We start from the raw sequence: 17,001 nt of genomic DNA, 5'->3' as shown, positions 1-17,001 counted from the left end.
GCAGCGGCAACGCGGCGCGACGACGCAGCGCCACGATATCCGCTCTCAGCGCCGCTGCCCCCGGTTCAGTTGATATTCTTCAGGTTCGGGCTCTTCGTGTCCGGCCAGAAATCGGTGTTGCCCTGCATGAGGAAGCGGTAGGCCATGGCGCTCGAGACGAGCGTCACGAGGAAGCCGGCGAGCGCCGCCGGCAGATAGGCCACCTTCTTCCTCCCGGACAGCTTCATCAGGCGCTGCCAGCGATAACCGAGCATGTTCGGGAAGAGCTCCCAGGAATGGCGCAGCCCCCGGACGTGCTCGCCGATCAGCCGCTTCAGCCAGAGCGGGTCGGCGCGGTCCATCTCGCGCAGCGTCTCCGCAAGCCGCTCCCGCTCCGCCGGCGAGAGCCCCCTGAGATAGACGTCGAGCACGTGCAGCGCCGTCTGGCCGATCATCTGCCGCTTCTGGTTCTTGAGGACGTCCGGGATCGTCGCGTACGCCTCGAAGACGTGCGCGGCCCCGGGGGCGCGGACCACGCGCCGGACGTCCGTCTCGCGGCTCAGGAAATCGGTGCACACCATCGCCTTGATGAAGCCGTCCTCGCAGGCGGGGAGGCCGGCCGGGAGCCAGATGTTCCGCGCGACCGGGGCGCGGATGCAGTAGAGCTGCCCGGTCACCTGCGCGCCGCCGCCGCGCGACATCTCCGACGTCGCGAGGGAGATGCGGTCGAGGATCGACTTCTTCTCCTTGAGCGCGATGTCCTTGAGCGGCTCGTCCGTCGCTATGTTCGCCTCGGGGTGCTCGAGCAGCGCCGCGCACAGGCTCCATAAAGTGCCCTCGCCGTGAAGGACGATATCGCCATCCATGAGGATCAAGAGCTCCGCCTCGGGCGCGGAGACCTCGTGAACGAAGACGTTCCACGCGTTCAGCTTGCCGCGCTCCTTGATGTCGAGCGCCCGCGCGGCGAGCCCCTCGCGCGCCGGGTGCTCCCGCGCCGCCGCGGCCAGGACCTCCGCCGCGATCCGCGGCGTCTCGTCGGTGCAGCCGTTCGCCACACAGACGAGCTCGCAGCGCTGGCCGCGCCGCTCGAGCTCGGCGAAGATCGACTGCCGCAGGACGGAGTCGAGGGTCTTCTGGATCGCGTCCGCCTCATTCCAGGCGAACACGCCGATGGAGACCAGCACCGGACGTGGGTTCGATTCGCGTCCTTCCGACATGCCGCGCATGTTACCCCGCGGCTTTCGCTTGACGAAAGAGCGCGTTACAGACAAGTTCACGCCTCGAATGCGTCTTCGCCGCTCCGGCGCGCAGGCCGAGCCGCGCGTCGCCCACGTCCTGCGCAAATACGATCCCGCGGAGTGGGGCGGGACCGAGACGCACGTCGTCGCCATCACGCGGGAGCTGTCGGCGCACGGGTGGGGCGTCGAGGTCCACGCGCCCGCGGGGCCGACCGCCCCGGACCACGCGCTCGCGCCCGGCGTCGAGCTCCGCCGGTACCGCGCGTTCTATCCGTACATCGGCGACCGGACTTCCCTCCAGGCCCTGCGCGCCGCCGGCGGCAACCTGGTGTCGTTCGACGAGCCGCTCCGGCTCCTCCGCGACGGCCGCATCGCGCTGGCCCACGTCCACACGGCCGGCCGCATCGCCGGCGCCGTGCGCACGGCGATGCGGCTCACCGGGCGGCCGTACGTGGTCTCGGCGCACGGGCCGATCCTGGTGGACGCGGAGATCGTCGCCGAGGAGTCGGCCCGCCGGCAGCGCGGCGCGTGGGACGTCGGCAGCCCCTTCGGGCTGCTCTTCGGCGCGCGGCGCGTCTTCTCGGACGCGGCCCGCATCCTCGTGTTCAACGAGCGGGAGCGCGAGGCGCTCGCCGCGGAGCACGGGGCTCGCGCCGTGTGCATGGACCACGGCGTCGACGCGGCCCGCTTCGCCGCCGGCGACGCCGGGCGGGCGCGCGCCCGCTGGCCAGAGCTCGGTCAGCGCGAGCCGGTGGTCGCGCTGGTCGGGCGCATCGCGGCGCAGAAGAACCAGGTCCTCGCCGTCGCCGCCTTCGCCAAGGGCGCCCCCCGGGACCACCGGCTCGCGCTGGCCGGCGCCGAGACGGATCCCGGGTACCGCGCCGCGGTCGAGCGCGAGGCGCGCGCGCTCGGCGTGGCCGATCGCGTGCTTTTCCTCGGCAACGTGCGCCCCGCCGAGGTGCCCGACGTGCTCGCATGCGCGTCGCTGGTCCTCGTGCCCTCGACACACGAGACCTTCGGGCTCGCCGTGCTCGAGGGCTGGGCCGCCCATCGCCCGGTCCTCTTCGCGCGCCGGAGCGCCCTCGCCGCCCTGGCGGAGGCGCTCGGCGACGACCGCGGGACCGCCGTGGCCACGCTCGACGTCGACGCGTGGGCCGCGGCGCTCGGCCGGCTCCTCACCGACGAAGCCGCCCGGAGCGCGGCGGCGGCCGCGGGCGCGGCGCTCGTGCGCGCCCGCTTCAGCTGGACCATCGTCGGGCGCCGGCTGGTGGAGCTCTACGCCGAGGTGCTCGAGGAGGCGCGCCGCGCCCCGCCCGCCGCAAGGCGCTGAAGCCCCTCACGCTGCCCGGGCGCGCATGGCCGAGGGCCGCACCGGGCTCGACGCCTCACGCGGCCCGGGCGCGCATGGCCGAGGGCCGCACCGGGTAGAGCGCCGCGGCCGCGCCGAGCAGGATGTAGAGCATGAAGAGCAGCGGCGTCTGGCGGTACGCCCACTCCGTGAAGCTCTGGGAGAACGCGCCGAGCAGGCCGAAGAAGGCGCCGACGCCGAAGCGCGAGCGGAGCGATCGATCGCGCCGGAACAGGAAGCTCCCGGTCATGTGGTACCAGCGCAGCCAGAGCAGCGCGAAGATCACGACGCCGACCCAGCCCGTCTCCCCGAGGGTGATCGCGTAGAGGCTGTGCGCCGGCGCGGCCTGGGGGGCGTCCACGTGGGCGTCCCTGCGGAGCTTCTTCTTGGGCGGCCGCCTGTCGGTGTCGACGTAGGGGATATGGTACTGCTGCAGCATCGGCCCGTAGCGGTTCGAGACGCACCAGGACCAGTTGTTGAGCCCGCAGCCGCCCGGCTCGTGCGCCACGATGAGCTCCGCCAGGTAGAGGTACGCCCCTCGGCCCTCGTACACCTTGCCGCCGTACTCCGGGCCCGACTCGGTGAACCGCTTCTCGAAGTCGCCCGACGTCTTGTAGACGGCCGCCCCGATCACGGCGAGCACGACCGCCGCGCCGGCGACCTTGCGCGCGGTGATCCTGAAGGAGCCGCACAGCGCGCCGACGCTGAGCAGGAGCCCGGTCAACGTGACGATGCCGTTGCGCGAGATCGTGAACATCACCGACAGCGAGCCGAGCAGCGCGCCCGCCGCGCACACGCGCCGGAGGCGCCGGTCCTCGTCCGACAGCGCCACGGCGAGCAGCGGCGGCACGATCATGAGGTTGTACATCGACAGCGTGTTCGGGTGATCGAGCGTCCCCCGGGCGCGCGGCTGCATGAGGATCACGCGGCTGTGGACCGTGGCGAGGAACTCGTAGATGGCCGCGACGCCGAGCGCCCAGACGACGACCCGGAGCTCGCGATCACCCTTGATGTAATGGGCGATCGCGACGAAGAGCAGGATCGCCCGCAGCATCTTCGACAGCTCGAAGAGCCCGAAGAGCTGCGGTGTCGAGGAGGCCACGTTCAGCGCGTTGAACGCGAAGAACACGAGCATGAGCGGCAGGCTGGCGGGGATCTCCGCGCGGCGGCCCGGCCGGCGGGGCACGCTCACGAGCAGGATCATCCAGAGCATGTCGAGCCAGCACATCTCGAAGCCCCGGGTCGTGCCGCGGTACCACTCCCGGCTGACGAAGTTGATGTCCTGGAGACCGGTATGCGTCGTCCCCGCGATGAGGAGGAAGGCGCACGCGTCCCGCAGCCATGGCCGGCTCGACGCGAGCCACGCGCCGATCGGGACGGTGGTGAGGAGCCCCGCCAGGAAAATGAGGTGATTCGTCTCCATGGCGGCTCGGCGCTACCGGAGACGTCATTCTCTCGGCCGGGGGGCCGCTATCAAGGAATTTCGAGGGCGGGCGCGGGGCGCACGCGCGCGGCGGCGGGGCCGCGGCCGAGCGCGGAGACGAGGCAGCGGAGGACGAGCGCGACGTCGACGCGCCACTTCTTCTCGGTCGCGTACCAGAGGCGCGCGCGCAGCCGCGTCTCCGCGTCGGCCTCGGCGGGCGTGAGGCCGGCGTCGATCGTCAAGAAGCCGTAGGGCACCGCCAGCGCGTCCGCGAAGAGCGCGGCCGACGCCCCGTCCGGCCGGCCGCCCTTCCAGCGCGACAGGCCGATGAGGAAGCGGCGGCCGAGCACCACGTCCCAGAGCCGCAGGATCGCGTCGAAGGGCGCGATCCCGGTCGCGCCCTCCATGAGCCAGAACGGGCGCGGCTCGACGGGCACCGCGAAGCGCGCCGCGGTGCCGCGGCCGAGCAGATAGGAGAGCAGCGAGGCGAGCGCGCCGAGCGGCGCGAGCAGCACGAGCAGGAGCAGCGCGAGGGCGCGCGCCAGGACGCCCGGCGCAGGCCGGCCGCCGCGCTGGCCGAGCACGAGCGAGTCGTCCACGTCCATGCGCGCGTGATCGGCGAGGCGCACGGCGCGGTGCGGCGAGAGCTCCACGTGCGAGAAGGACACCCCCTCGCCGACGATGGTGCCGTCGTGTACGACCGCGTGGGAGACCACGGCGCCGGACTCGACGACCGCCTGGGGGCCGACGATGACCGCGGGCCCGACGCGCGCCCCCGCGCACACGACCGCGCGCGCGCCGATGAAGACGGGCGGCGTGAGCTCCGCGGTCTGCGCGATGAGCGCGCCGCGGCCGGCCCACACCCCCGGCGAGCGCTCGGCGGCGTGGACGATGACGGCGCGCGGCCCGTCGGCGGGATCCGACGAGATGCGCCCGGAGAGCACCGCGGCGCTCAGCGCGAGCGCGTCGGCCTGGCTCCGGATGACGGCGCCCCAGCCCGAGCCGGCGACCTCCTCCTCCTCGCACACGTCGCCGGCGCCGAGCACCCGCACGACGCCCGCCTCGGCGCGGCCGGCGAGGGCCTCGGGAGGATCGAGCCGGATCGACGCGCCGCGGGGCGGCGCGGCGGCGAGCGTCGCGGCGAGATCGCCGCCGCCGAGCACCGTGGCGGGGAGGACCACGAGCGGGGCGCCGTCGGGGAAGCCGGCCCGCCGCGCGATCTCCCGCGGGGAGAGCGCGGCGCCGGCGAGCACGAGCGCCGTGTCGGCGCCGAGCGCGTCGTGCTCGGTCAGCCACGCGGCCAGCTCCATGCTCGCCGCGTCGGTGCCGATCTGCATGGCGACGCGCCGGCACTGGAGCTCGCGGAGCCACTGGAGCTGCCGCGACACGAGCGGACGGCCGGCGATGGAGAAGAGCCCGGCGTCGGGGCTCTCCGGGACACGCTGGATGATCGCGTACATGGTGTGTCCGTGCGCTCCGTCGGCGCCGTCAGTAGGCGCCGCGGCCGGAGACGACCGCGACCACCGTCTTCGTCAGGACGAGCAGGTTGTCGAGCAGCGTCGTGCGGTCGATGTACTCGATATCGAGCTCGACCTGCCGGACGAACGGCAGGTCGCTGCGGCCGCGCACCTGCCAGAGGCACGTGAGGCCGGGCCGCATCTCGAGCCGCCGGAGCGCGTAGGCGCTGTAACGCTCGACCTCGATCCGGAGCGGCGGCCGCGGGCCGACGAGCGTCATGTCGCCGATGAGCACGTTCCAGAGCTGGGGGAGCTCGTCGATGCTGTACTTCCTGAACACGCGCCCTACCGGGGTGATGCGCGGATCGCGCCGCATCTTGAAGCGGACCCCCTCGCCCGCGTCGGCGGTGAGCTGGGCCTTGAGCGCCTCGGCGTCGGTGCGCATCGTCCGCAGCTTGAACATCTTGAAGGGGTGCCCGTGCTTGCCGATGCGCTCCTGGGCGAAGAAGACCGGCCCGGGGCTGGTCAGCTTGATCGCGAGCGCGGCGAGCACCAGCAGGGGCAGGGCGGCGACGAGCGCGATCCCGGCGACCACGATGTCCACCGCGCGGCGGGCGCGCGGCCGCTGCTCGTGGAGGCGGAGGCAGAGGACGAACGCTGCGCGCCGAAGCTTCGCGAGCGCCCGCTGCGCTCCGCGCTTCGGTGCTGGCATTGCAAAGTCCCACGCCATCAACTCGGTCGTCATCGCACATCCTCCAATGAAAAAACGAAGGGAGCCGATGACGCGATTGAGCAAGCAGCGCGCCAGGCGAGCTGTACGGCGCTTTGGCTCAAATCGCGGGGCGCGAGCCCTCGATGATCTCAAGTTGAGACAACCGCACCTGCTTGAGGCCGTACCCGCGGCTCTCTCCGTGAGACGACCGTCCACGGTCCTCGGCAACTACGGACGGAAGCGACAGACGGGAAGCTGGACCACAGCCGGGCCCCCCGGAGCGCGCAGGCTGCGAAAAACTGGTCTGAATTCGTGAAGTTAGAAGATAATGACGGACGGTCGTCCTCGCACATCGGACGACGATTGACCCTCCGTGGCTAGATGTAGTAACGGCCGCGCCGCGGCGCGTCTCACTCTGAGACGAGCGCGCCGAGACATGGGGCAAGCGTGTCGCTGACGAGCGCGCCGGCGGCGGCGCGGAGCGCGGGCAGCGCAGCGCGCGCGGCGCAGCACGCGATTGTATACGGGGTGTTTCAGGAGCTCGCGCCGAACGTGGATCGCCGCGCGTCGCCCTTCACGGGTGGTTCCATGGCTTCCCCGTAAACCGGTTCACCGCGGTGTGGCCACGTCCGGTCCGGCGTCGCACCCTGGACGCCGGCGTGCTGCGGGAGGGCCTCGTCAGCGCCGGGCGGCGCCTTCGAGGATCGACTCGATGTCGTCGACGAGGCGCACGTGCGGGAAGCGGGTCGCGGCGGACGTGTACGCGCGGGCGCCGGCGCCGGCGTCGGCGAAGAGCGCGCGCGCGGCGGCGGCCAGGCTCTCCGGCGATCCCGGCGTGAAGAGGAGCCCGCCGGCGCCGTGATCGAGCCACTCGGGGATGCCGCCGTGATCGGCGCCGACGACGGGGCGCGCGCGGCGCATGGATTCAATGCCGGTCATCCCGAACGGCTCGGGCCAGCGCGCGGGGACGACGGTGATCGAGGCGGCGTCGTAATGGGCGCGCAGTCCCTCGGGGGCGACGTAGCCGTGGAACCGGACGCGCCCCGGCGCGAGGCGGGCGGCGAGCGCCTCGAGCGCGCGGCGGGACGGGCCGTCGCCGACGACGTCGAGGGTGACGTCCGCGGAGAGGCGCGGGAGCGCCCGGATCGCGATGTCGACGCCCTTGCCGCGGAGGAGCTGGCCGACGACGAGCAGGCGCCGCGCCGCCGGGCGGGGGGTGATCGGCGCGGGGTCCTCGGGCGGGATCGGGTAGACGACGCGCACGCGCCCGGGGTCGACGCCGGCGCGCAGGAGGTTCGAGGCGACGTAGCGGCTGCACGCGACGAGCAGCGCGCGCGCGGAGAGCCCGGCGAGCCGGGAACGCAGGACGAAGGGGTTCTTGACGCCGACCGGGAGCCGCGCGCCCGGGCGCCGGTCGCGGACGACGCAGCAGCCGTGGGTGATGCAGGCGACGCCCGGCGGTCGGTGGCAGGGCGCGAGCGTGACCGGCAGGTAACGCGACGTCCGCGGGCACGTGAGCTCGTGATCGTGCGAGGCGATCACGAGCGGGGCGCCGCCGAACGGGGCGAGCTCCTCGACGCGGTTCGCGCGCTGGACGTAGACGACGTCGAGGTCGCGCGCGCAGCCGGGGCTGTCCGCGGGCGCGGCGCGGCGGAACACGCGCGCGTAGTCCTCGGGGTCGCGGCCGCGCGGCGCGCCGTGGAGGAGGACGACCTCGTGCCCGCGCGCGCCGAGCGCCGCGGCGAGATCGCGGGCGTGGCGCTCCACGCCGCCGGCGTAGCCCAGCGTGGGGACGGCGAGGCCGATCCGCATGGACGCCCTCACGCGCCGAGGCCGAGGCGCTGCCGGACGAGCGGCGCGACGCCGGCGATGGAGGTGACCTCGGCCGGGAGCGGGGCGTCGGAGGCGAGCGCCGCGCGCGAGGACGGGGTGCCGAGGTCGTAGCCGTGCATGCCGTTCACCCGGCCGCCGACGTAGCTCGGCGCGAAGATCGCGCCCTCGTCGAGGACGAACATGGCGCGGCCGTAGGCGGCGCCCTGCGTCGGGGCCCGCCGCGCCTCGAGGGCCGCGAGATCGAGGAAGCGGCCGGGGAAGCCGGCGCGCTCGACGACGCCGCGCGCGCGTTCCAGGGCGGCGTCGTCGGCCCAGAGCCGGAGCATGGTGCTGTCGACGAAGACGCGCGCGGGCGCGAGGCGGGCCACGACGTCGCGCGGGTCGATGAAGGTGTGCACGTCGGCCATGCCGTGATCGCCGACGACGACGGTGGTGACGCGCGCGCCGCCGCGGCCCATCTCCTCGCGCGCGCGCTCGATGTTCGCGCCGATGCGGCGCATCACCGCCGCCGCGGCGTCGGTCCCGCTGCCGCCCGCGTGCAGGGTCGCGTCGAGCTCCGCCGCGTAGAGGAACGCGAGATCGGGCCGGTCGCGCCGGATCGCGGCGTGCGCGTGCTCCCAGCGGTCGGGCTCGGGGAGCTGCCAGGGCGCCGCGTAGACGGAGACGCCCGCGGCGCGCGCGTCGGACAGGAACGTCTTCACGCCGCCCACGTCGCGCGCCTGGAAGAGGTCCTCGCGCTCGGGCAGGTCGAGCCAGCGGAAGGCCTCGGGCGGGACGCGGTGCAGCGCGACGTAGCCGGTGAGCCCGGCGGCGCGGGCGAACCCCTTCGCGAGCCAGCGGCGCACCGCGGCGCGCTCGTGGACGATCCGCGGGAGCAGGCCGAGCCACCGGAGCGGCGTGAGGAGGCCCGGCGCGCTCGACTCCGCGCGCGCCGTGAACAGGCACATCCGCCCGTGCTCCGCCGGGGGCGCGCCCGTGAGCACCGTGGCGAGCGCGCCCGAGGAGTAGCCGAGCACGCCCTCGAGCGAGCGCCGGTGCGGGAGCGAGGGGAACATGTCGCCGAAGCGCGCGAGCTGCGACGGGCCCAGCGCGTCGACGAAGGCCACGAGGACCTTGTCGCGGGAATCGCTCAACTCAACCTCCTCGCTGCACGAGCGCCGCGAGGCGCTCGCGGAGCACGGCGTCGGAGGCGCCCGCGGGCGCGCCGAGCAGGCGCTCGGCGGCCGCGCGCGACGCGGGATCTGCCGGCGCATACCCGAGCGCGACGGCGGCGCGCGCGAGGCGCTCGCGGGGGTGGCCGACGTACGGGAGCAGCGGCGCGGCGCCCTTGACCGCGGCCCGCAGCGCGGCGAGCGGGGCCGCCCCGGGGCGCACGTCGGGCAAGGCGCGGAACACGCGCCCGCGGAAGGTCGCGAAGGCGTGCGGCTCGGCCGGGGCGCCGGTGCGCCACGCCTCGTACTCGAGGTGCCACCGCGCGACGAGGGCGCGGGCGCGCGTGTACCACGCGGGGAGATCGCCCCCGGGCGGCCGCCACCGGTCCGGCCGCGCGCGGAACGCGAGCGCGTCGCGGTACGCGGCCACGAGCTCGGCGCTCACCGAGGGGCTCCCCTCGAGCCGCTCGAGCTCGGCGAGCTTCTCGGCGTGGCTCGGGCGGTAGCGGTCGCACGCGAGCAGCCGCACGTCCCCGCACGCGAAGGCCGCCTTGTGGCCGTGGCGCGCCATCCGGTCCTCGTTGCCGCGCGCGGGCTCGAGGTTCGAGAGCGCGACGCCGACGGCCCGGTTCATGAGGAGCCGGCCGCACTCGTCGAGCGAGACGCGGCGCGCGGAGGGCCGCCGGAGCCGCGCGGCGACCTCGGCGGGGCCGCGCACGACGCGCACGCCGCCGAGCGCGGCGTCGAGCCAGAAGAGGGTCGCCGGGACGCGGGGCAGGTCGTCCTCGGAGAGCGGCAGGATGTCGACGTCCACGCCGAGGCGCCGCGTGAAGGCGTGCCCGCACGCGCGCAGCGGCTCGGCGAAGCGCGCCGCGCGGCCGCGCACGACGGCGACGAGGTCGTAGTCGTTGAACGGCCCGAGCTCGCCGCCCCGCTCGGCCACGCCGCCCTCGCCGCGCGCGTAGCTGCCGATGAGGAGCACGGCCGCGAGCCGCGGACCGAGCCGATCGCCGACGGACGCGGCGATCTCGGCGAGGTCGCGCGCGATCGCGGCCTCGGCGCGGGGATCGCCCGAGAGCGTGTAGCGCGGCGCGCCGGGCCCGGGCGGCGCCGGCGCGGCGGCGGTCGCGGCCACCTCGGCGGTCATGTCCGGCCCGCCCATTCCTCGGACCGCGCCGCCCGCCGCCGACCCGCGAAATACCCCGCCGCCTGCGCCGCCCGCGTCGCGATCCCGCGCGGGGAGACGACGCCGGCGCGGGCGTCGCGGAGCAGGCTGCCGGCCAGCGGGCGCGCGAGGTCGGAGAGCAAGGAGGGCCGGCCGAGCCGGTGGATCAGCGTGTCGGCCGCGCCCTCGCCGCGGCGCCGCTGGAAGCTGCCGCGGAGGTCGTAGTCGTGCGAGTGCTCGAACTCCGCGTCGGGCACGTACGCGGAGGTCCACCCGAGCGCCTCCGCCCGGTGGACCCAGTCGACGTCCTCCGAGTAGCGCAGGGCCGGGTCGAACGGCAGGCGCTCCCACACGTCCCGGCGGATCGCGGAGACCGCCATCGAGAAGAACGTGCCCCGCCGGATCGCGAGCGCGCCCGAGGGGGGGAACGCCCGCGCGTAGTCGACGTGCGTGAGCGCGTCCGCGCCGGGGCGCGCGACCTGGCGGCCGTAGACCGCCGCCGTCGCGCCGCGCGCCGCCCCGCCCTCGAGCAGCGGCGCGAGCAGCTTCCCGAGCGCGTCCGGCCCGCGCGGGACCGCGTCGGCGTTGACGAACGCCACCACCGCCGAGCGGGTGCGCTCCATGCCGGCGTTGATCACGGCCCCGGGCATGTACGTGCCCGGCTTCCAGTCGACGAGGGTGACGCCCGCCTGGACCGCCGCCTCGCGCGACCCGTCGGTGGAGCCGGAGTCGATGAAGAGCACCCGCGCCCGCGGCGCCTCCTGGCGCGCGAGCGCCTCCAGGGTGCGCCGCGTGTACGGCATCTCGTTGTAGCAGCGGACGACGACGTCGACGATTTCGAGCATGAGGGCCGGATCATCGCCGCGGGCTGGCGGCGCCGAGCGGGCAGAGGGCGATGGTATAGCAGAGTCGCCGTCGATTTCCCGGCGCTCGCGTTCGCGCGTTCGCGCGTTCGCGCGTCCGCGTCCGCGCTTCGGCGTTCGCGTCCGCGCTTCGGCATTACTTCATCCGCGCTTCGCCTGCGTTTCGACGGCGGCCTCGACGTCGATGCCGAGATGACCGCGACGCCGAGGCCCCGCTCCGCTCCGGCGCCATGGTATGGGTGGCCGACGTTCGCATGATGAAGATCGCGATCGCGACGGGCGGCACGGATCGGGGCCGCTCCGGTCTGAGTGCCTATGTGCACGCCGTGCTGCCGAGGCTCCGGCGGCGCATCGAGCAGGCGGGGGGCGCGACCGTCGCGCTCGGGGGGCGCGAGGACCTCGACGCGTACGCGGCGCACCTCGACGGCGCGGCGCGGGTGGTGACGCGCGAGCTGTGGCGCCCCGCGCCGCTCAACGCGCTCTGGCACCTCGGCGCGGCGGGCCGCGCCGCCGCGCGCGCGGGCGCGGACGTGCTGCTCCTGCCGGCGGCGAACCGGCGGGCCACCCTGCGCTCGCCGATCCCCACCGTGGCCGTGGTCCACGACCTCGCGCCGCTGCGGGTGAAGCGCCGGTACGACGCGCTCCGCATGGCCTACGGCCAGCACCTCGTCACCGGGGCGCTGGCCACGGCGGACGTGCTCGTCGCCGTGAGCGACGTGACGCGCGCCGACGTGGAGCAGGCGCTCGGCCGCCCCCCCGGCTCGGTGCGGGTGATCCCGAACGGCGTGGACCACGAGCGCTTCGCCCCGGCCGCGGCCGACGACCCGCGCGTGCGCGAGGCGCGCCGCCGGCTCCGCTCCGAGCGCCCCTACGTGCTCTACCTCGGGCGCCTCGAGCACCCCGGCAAGAACCTCCTCCGCCTGGTCCAGGCCTTCGCCGAGAGCGCGGCGCGCGGCACGCACACGCTCGCGCTCGCGGGCGCCGACTGGGGCGCCGAGCCGCTGATCCGGGCCGAGATCGCGCGGCTCGGGCTCGATCGGGAGGTCGAGCTGCTCGGCTACCTCCCCGACGCCGTGGTCCCGGGCCTCGTCGCCGGCGCCGACGCCGTGGCGATGGTGGGCCTCTACGAGGGCTTCGGCCTGCCGGCGCTCGAGGCGCTCGCGGCGGGGCGGCCGGTCGTGGCCTCGCGGACCGGCGCGCTGCCCGAGGTCGTCGGCGACCTCGGCGCGCTGTGCGACCCGCACGATACGCGCTCGATCGCCGAGGCGCTCGCGCGCGCGCTCGGGGACGAGGCGCACCGCGACCGCGTGCGCCGCGAGGGGCCTGCGCGCGCCGCCGCGCGCAGCTGGGAGAAGACGGCCGACGCCCTCCTCGACGCGTGCCGGGACGCGGTGGCGCGCCGTCGGGGCGCGTGAGCGGGCCGCGCTTCGTGCTAGGGTCGGGCATGGTCGACGGTGTTGCGCGGGCCCGGAAGCGCGTGCGCTTCGGTCAGGTGTGGGTCGACTCGGTGACGGCCGAGGGCGCGCTCGACGAGATCGAGCGGCTGGTCGACGGCGGCGAGGGCGGCAGCGTCTTCACGCCCAACGTCGACCACGTCGTGATCGCCGAGCGGAACCCCGCGTTCCGGGAGGCGTACGCGGGCGTGAGCCTCTCGCTGGTCGACGGCCAGCCGCTCGTGTGGGCCTCGTCGCTCGTCGGCGCGCGGCTGCCCGAGAAGATCTCGGGCTCCGACATCATCTGGCCCCTCCTCCAGCGCGCCGCGGCGCGGCGCTACCGGGTCTACTTCCTCGGCGGCCGCCCGGGCGCGGCGCGCGCGGTGGCCGACAGGGCCGCGCGCGAGCTCGGCGTCGTCGTGGCGGGCGCCGAGGAGCCGAGGATCTCGACCGAGCCGGCGCCGGAGGACGAGGCCATCTGGGCGCGGATCCGCGCGGCCGAGGCGCAGCTCCTCTTCGTGGCCCTCGGCGCCCCGAAGGGCGAGCTGTGGATCCACCGCTCGTCGGCGCACATCCGGCCGGCGGTGGCGCTCAGCATCGGGGCGGGGCTCGATTTCCTCGCGGGGTACGTGCCGCGCGCGCCGCGCTGGGTCTCGCGCACGGGGTTCGAGTGGCTCTTCCGCCTGGCCCAGGAGCCGCGCCGGCTCGCGCGCCGGTACCTCATCGACGACCCGCAGTTCGCCGGGATCCTCTACCGGACCTGCCGCGACGCGCGGGACGAGCGGGTCCGCGAGATCGATCCGCGGGCGGGCGCGCCGGCCGCCGCGCCCGAGTGAAAAGGCGCAGCCAGGACCGTGGCGGCGGCGTGACGTCCTCGCGAAGGTACAAGCTGCGATGGCCTGCGCGACGCGCTAAACAAGGGGCGAGGCACCCTGTCTGTACGACCCGGAGGACAGCAACGTGGGCGAGGTGAGAGCGCCGTCTGGGAGCGCACCCGCGTCGGCCCAGGCGCGGCCTGGGGTGGCGATCGATCCGCTCCGCGTCCTCGGGGCGCTGCGGCGGCGCGCCCGCGTGATCGCGCTCGTCGCCATCGCGTCCGGCGTGGCCGGCGCGGTGATCGCGAAGACGCTCGTGAAGCGGGAGTACGAGGCGGGCGTGGTGCTCCTCTGGGAGCAGGCGGTGGGCCGCGACGAGGTGGCGCACGAGCTCCAGACGGTGCTCGACAGCGTCAAGATCCCGAAGAACCTCGAGAAGGTCCGCGAGCGCCTGGGGGTGCCCACGGCGATCGAGCTGCTCGGGCAGCGCGTGAGCACGGTCTCCTCGAACGAGTCCAAGGTCGTCACCATCAAGGCCCGGGCCGACGATCCGGAGCTCGCGGCGAGGTTCACGAACACGGTCGTCGAGGTGTTCTTCGAGAACCGCGTCGAGAACGAGCGCGACCGGCTGAGCGAGCAGATCTCGAAGCAAACGGCGGCGGTCTCCGCGGCGCGCGACGCGATCGCCAAGGCGCGCAAGGCGTACGACGACTTCCGTAACCAGCACGGGATCGCCGACCTGCCGGTCGAGACCCAGGCGGCGATCGAGCTGGCGGCGCGGATCCGGACCGAGGGCGAGCTCGCGCGCGTGGAGATCGAGGCCGAGGAGGCGCGGCTCGAGGCGCTGCGCAAGGCCGCCGCGAAGGAGTCGCCGACGGCGGTGCTCTCCGAGAGCGAGGTCCTGCCGGACGCGCAGAAGCTCGCGCAGGCGCGGACCGAGCTCGTCGCGCTGAAGGCGCAGCTCTCGCCGGACCACCCGCGCGTGCAGGCGCTGGAGGCCCAGGTGGCCTCGCTCGAGCAGCGCGTGGCGGAGTCGCCGCCGCCGACGACCGCCGGGCGCATCGTCGGCCGCAACCCGCAGTGGGACACGGCGCGCGAGGGGCTCACGCACGCGGCGGCGCAGCGGGACGCGGCGCTGAAGAAGAAGGCCACGTACGCGGAGCTGACCACGGCGGCCCAGACCATGATCGCCAAGCTGTCGCAGATCGAGGGCGAGGCGTCCGCGCTCCTCTCGGCGCTGCACCTCGCGGAGCAGCAGCTCGCCGAGCGGCAGGAGCGGCTCGCGCGGCTGGAGGACGCGGCCCGCTCGCCGAACGTCGGGTTCCGCGTGCTCTCGCCGGCGCGGGTGCCGACGCTCCCCGTCAAGTCGCGGCGCGCGCTCGTGGCGATCATGGCGCCGATCCTCGGCCTCCTGGCCGCGGCGATGGCGGTGCTGGCGCGCGCCGTGTGGGGCCTCCGCGCGCACGTGGGCACGGAGCTCGCGTTCTGGGGGCGCGGGCCCGTGGTGGCGACGTCGACGTGGCCGCGTGATCCCGAGGCGCTCGACGACCTGGTGGCCGATCTCGGCGACGCGTGGCGGGGCTCGTCCGGCACGACGCTCGTCGCCGGCTTCGGCGAGGCGGAGGCGCGGCACGTCGGCCCGCTCCTGGAGCGGCTCGCGCGTGTCCCGGCGGCGCCGGGCCCGTCGCCGGGGCCGCAGCTCCGCGCCCTCGAGATCGATCAGGCGCTGCCCGCGCTCCGCCGCGCGGCGCGCCGGGCGGCCCGCGTGCTGGTGCTCGTCGAGGCGGGCAAGCGGTCAGGGCCCGATCTCGTCGGGCTCGCCACGCGCCTCGGCCGGAGCGACGGGATCGGCTTCGTGCTGCTCGGCATCGCCCCGGAGCTCGTCGCGCTGCCCGATCACATCGGCGACACGCGCGGCTTCTGGCGCGCCGGCGCCGACGCGGCCGACGCGCCCGCCCTGTCCCCCTCGGAGCCGCCGCGGGCGGCCCCGCAGGCCGCGCCGCCCGCCGGGGCGTGACGCCTCACGCCGCGGGCGTGACGCCTCACGCCGCGGGCGCGACGCCTCACGCCGCGGGCGCGACGCCTCACGCCGCGGGCGCGCCGGCGGGCGCCGCGCCGGGGCGCAGGCTGAGCCGCCAGAGCAGCGCCCCGCAGACCGCCGCGCCCACGAGCGCCGCGGCGGCGCACGACGCCGCGCTCGCGAGCGCGCCCGTGAGCGCGCGGTCGCGCAGCGCCCACGCCGTGCCCAGCGAGGCGAGCCCGCCCAGCAGCGGCGGCGCGAACGCCCGCGCGACGTCGCGGAGGCCGTAGCCGAGCAGCCGGCTCGCGTTGCGCCACGCGAGCGACGTCTTCACCAGGCTCCCCACGGCGGTGCTCCCGGCGACCGCCCAGATGCCGTACCGCGGCGATCCGAACACCGAGATCGACAGGTTCACGGCGGCGCCGAGCGCGGCCGGCACCGCCGTGGCCCACGCCGTGCGCCCGCTCAGCGTGAGCGTGGACCCCGCCATCTCCTCGCTCGAGGTGACGATCGCGGCGAGCGCGAGGATCGTGAGCACGGTGGCGGTCACGTCGTTGTCGGCGACGGCGCCGACCCAGGCCACGAGCAGCGGCTGCGCGTCGAGCGCGATCGCGCCCATGCTCACGGCGATGGCGCCGCAGAAGACGCCGGTGCCGATCCGCACCGCGCCCTCGCGCCGCGCGGGGTCGCCGAGCCGGGGCTGGAGCACGACGGTCGCCTGCTTGGCGAGCATGTAGATCATCTCCACGGCGCGGGCGGCGACGGCGTACGAGGCGACGATCGCGAGCGGCGCCACCCGCGAGAGGACGATGGCGTCGACGCGGACCGCGAGCATCGAGGAGACGCTGATGACGAGCGACGCGGCGCCCTCGCGGAACGCGCCCCACGTCTCGCCGGCGCTCCGGGGGACGCTGGGCAGGAGCGGCAGGCGCGGGTCGATCTTCCGCGCGACGAGCACCGTGATGACGAGCTCGATCACGCTCGCGAGGAGCAGGCCCCCCGCGGGCACGAGCAGCGTGCGCCCGACGATCGAGAAGCCGCCGATCACCACGAGCAGCTGCGTGAACGCCTGCACCGTGCGCGCGTAAGCGACCGCGTTCGCGCGGCCGCGGGCCATGATGTAGCCGCGGTAGGGCGTGCCCAGCGCGGAGATGACCCCGCCGGCGAGGGCGAAGACGGCCGCGCGCGAGATGTCCGCCTGGAGCTCCGCCGACTCGCCGGCGATGCCCAAAAACCAGAGGTAGGACGCGGCCGCCGCGAGCGGGCCCAGCGTGCAGAGCGGGACGAGCGCGAGCGCGACGGCGCGGCGCGCGCGCTCCTCGTCGGCCGCGACGGCGGCGCGCTGGACCGCGGTGGTCAGCCCGAGGTCGGAGAGCACGAGCTGGAAGCTGATCGTGCCGAGCAGCGACCACGCGCCGAGCTTCTCGGCCTGCAGCCAGCGGGCCATCACCGTGTAGGCGACGAGGGTCGCGACCATCGCCGCGATCTGCCGGCCGCCGCCGGCGAGCAGCTCGATCAGCACCCGCTTCTCGCCGGCGCGGCTCATCGGGGCTGCGCCGCGTCC

At 75.3% G+C, this 17,001-nt stretch carries 13 protein-coding genes; 4 read left to right on the top strand and 9 right to left on the bottom strand.

Annotated elements, in window-relative coordinates; translation table 11 throughout:
* Positions 1–65: 65 nt before the first annotated feature.
* Entirely contained in the window at positions 66–1,196 is a 1,131-nt protein-coding gene (locus tag WMF43_RS18325) for a glycosyltransferase (RefSeq protein WP_437681797.1), read from the bottom strand.
* A gap of 67 nt (positions 1,197–1,263) precedes the next feature.
* On the opposite strand from WMF43_RS18325, the gene WMF43_RS18320 reads away from it, so the two are divergent.
* A complete protein-coding gene (locus tag WMF43_RS18320) occupies positions 1,264–2,547 on the top strand; it encodes a glycosyltransferase family 4 protein (RefSeq protein ID WP_437681795.1) in 1,284 nt (427 codons plus the stop codon).
* 55 nt (positions 2,548–2,602) lie between these two features.
* Here WMF43_RS18320 and WMF43_RS18315 read toward each other — a convergent pair whose 3' ends face one another.
* From WMF43_RS18315 to WMF43_RS18285, 7 genes are all read right to left on the bottom strand, one after another.
* On the bottom strand, positions 2,603–3,988 hold the full coding sequence (locus tag WMF43_RS18315; RefSeq protein WP_437681793.1) for an O-antigen ligase family protein: 1,386 nt from the start codon (positions 3,986–3,988) through the stop codon (positions 2,603–2,605).
* A 50-nt stretch (positions 3,989–4,038) separates the two neighbouring features.
* Positions 4,039–5,448 carry a hypothetical protein gene (locus WMF43_RS18310; protein WP_437681791.1) on the bottom strand — a complete coding sequence of 470 codons (1,410 nt, stop codon included), beginning with the start codon at positions 5,446–5,448 and terminating at the stop codon, positions 4,039–4,041.
* A 28-nt stretch (positions 5,449–5,476) separates the two neighbouring features.
* A complete protein-coding gene (locus WMF43_RS18305; RefSeq protein WP_437681789.1) occupies positions 5,477–6,190 on the bottom strand; it encodes a sugar transferase in 714 nt (237 codons plus the stop codon).
* Between the two features lie 645 nt (positions 6,191–6,835).
* A complete protein-coding gene (locus WMF43_RS18300) occupies positions 6,836–7,969 on the bottom strand; it encodes a glycosyltransferase family 4 protein (RefSeq protein ID WP_437681787.1) in 1,134 nt (377 codons plus the stop codon).
* 8 nt (positions 7,970–7,977) lie between these two features.
* Positions 7,978–9,123: an alkaline phosphatase family protein gene (locus WMF43_RS18295; RefSeq protein WP_437681785.1), complete on the bottom strand. Its 1,146-nt coding sequence runs from the start codon at positions 9,121–9,123 to the stop codon at positions 7,978–7,980.
* A 1-nt stretch (position 9,124) separates the two neighbouring features.
* Positions 9,125–10,288, bottom strand: a complete 1,164-nt coding sequence (locus WMF43_RS18290) for a hypothetical protein (protein ID WP_437681783.1) — start codon at positions 10,286–10,288, stop codon at positions 9,125–9,127.
* Entirely contained in the window at positions 10,285–11,151 is an 867-nt protein-coding gene (locus WMF43_RS18285) for a glycosyltransferase family 2 protein (RefSeq protein WP_437681781.1), read from the bottom strand. Before WMF43_RS18285 ends, WMF43_RS18290 begins: the two co-directional genes overlap by 4 nt.
* A 272-nt stretch (positions 11,152–11,423) precedes the next feature.
* On the opposite strand from WMF43_RS18285, the gene WMF43_RS18280 reads away from it, so the two are divergent.
* The 3 genes from WMF43_RS18280 to WMF43_RS18270 all read left to right on the top strand — a co-directional run bounded on the left by WMF43_RS18280 (position 11,424) and on the right by WMF43_RS18270 (position 15,434).
* The gene (locus WMF43_RS18280) at positions 11,424–12,584 is read left to right on the top strand and encodes a glycosyltransferase family 4 protein (protein ID WP_437681779.1); all 1,161 of its coding nucleotides are present in this window, start codon (positions 11,424–11,426) and stop codon (positions 12,582–12,584) included.
* A 29-nt stretch (positions 12,585–12,613) separates the two neighbouring features.
* Positions 12,614–13,438 carry a WecB/TagA/CpsF family glycosyltransferase gene (locus WMF43_RS18275; RefSeq protein ID WP_437681777.1) on the top strand — a complete coding sequence of 275 codons (825 nt, stop codon included), beginning with the start codon at positions 12,614–12,616 and terminating at the stop codon, positions 13,436–13,438.
* 184 nt (positions 13,439–13,622) lie between these two features.
* A complete protein-coding gene (locus tag WMF43_RS18270; RefSeq protein ID WP_437681776.1) occupies positions 13,623–15,434 on the top strand; it encodes a GumC family protein in 1,812 nt (603 codons plus the stop codon).
* Between the two features lie 67 nt (positions 15,435–15,501).
* Here the strand turns inward: WMF43_RS18270 and WMF43_RS18265 are convergent, their stop codons facing one another.
* Positions 15,502–16,983 (bottom strand): hypothetical protein, encoded by a 1,482-nt coding sequence (locus tag WMF43_RS18265; protein WP_437681774.1) that lies wholly within the window; start codon positions 16,981–16,983, stop codon positions 15,502–15,504.
* Between the last annotated feature and the right edge of the window lie 18 nt (positions 16,984–17,001).

Source organism: Sorangium sp. So ce131, from assembly GCF_051519095.1.
GTDB lineage: Bacteria > Myxococcota_A > Polyangia > Polyangiales > Polyangiaceae > Sorangium.
Note: the sequence above shows the minus strand (reverse complement) of the source record. Positions and strands in the feature narration are given on the sequence as shown.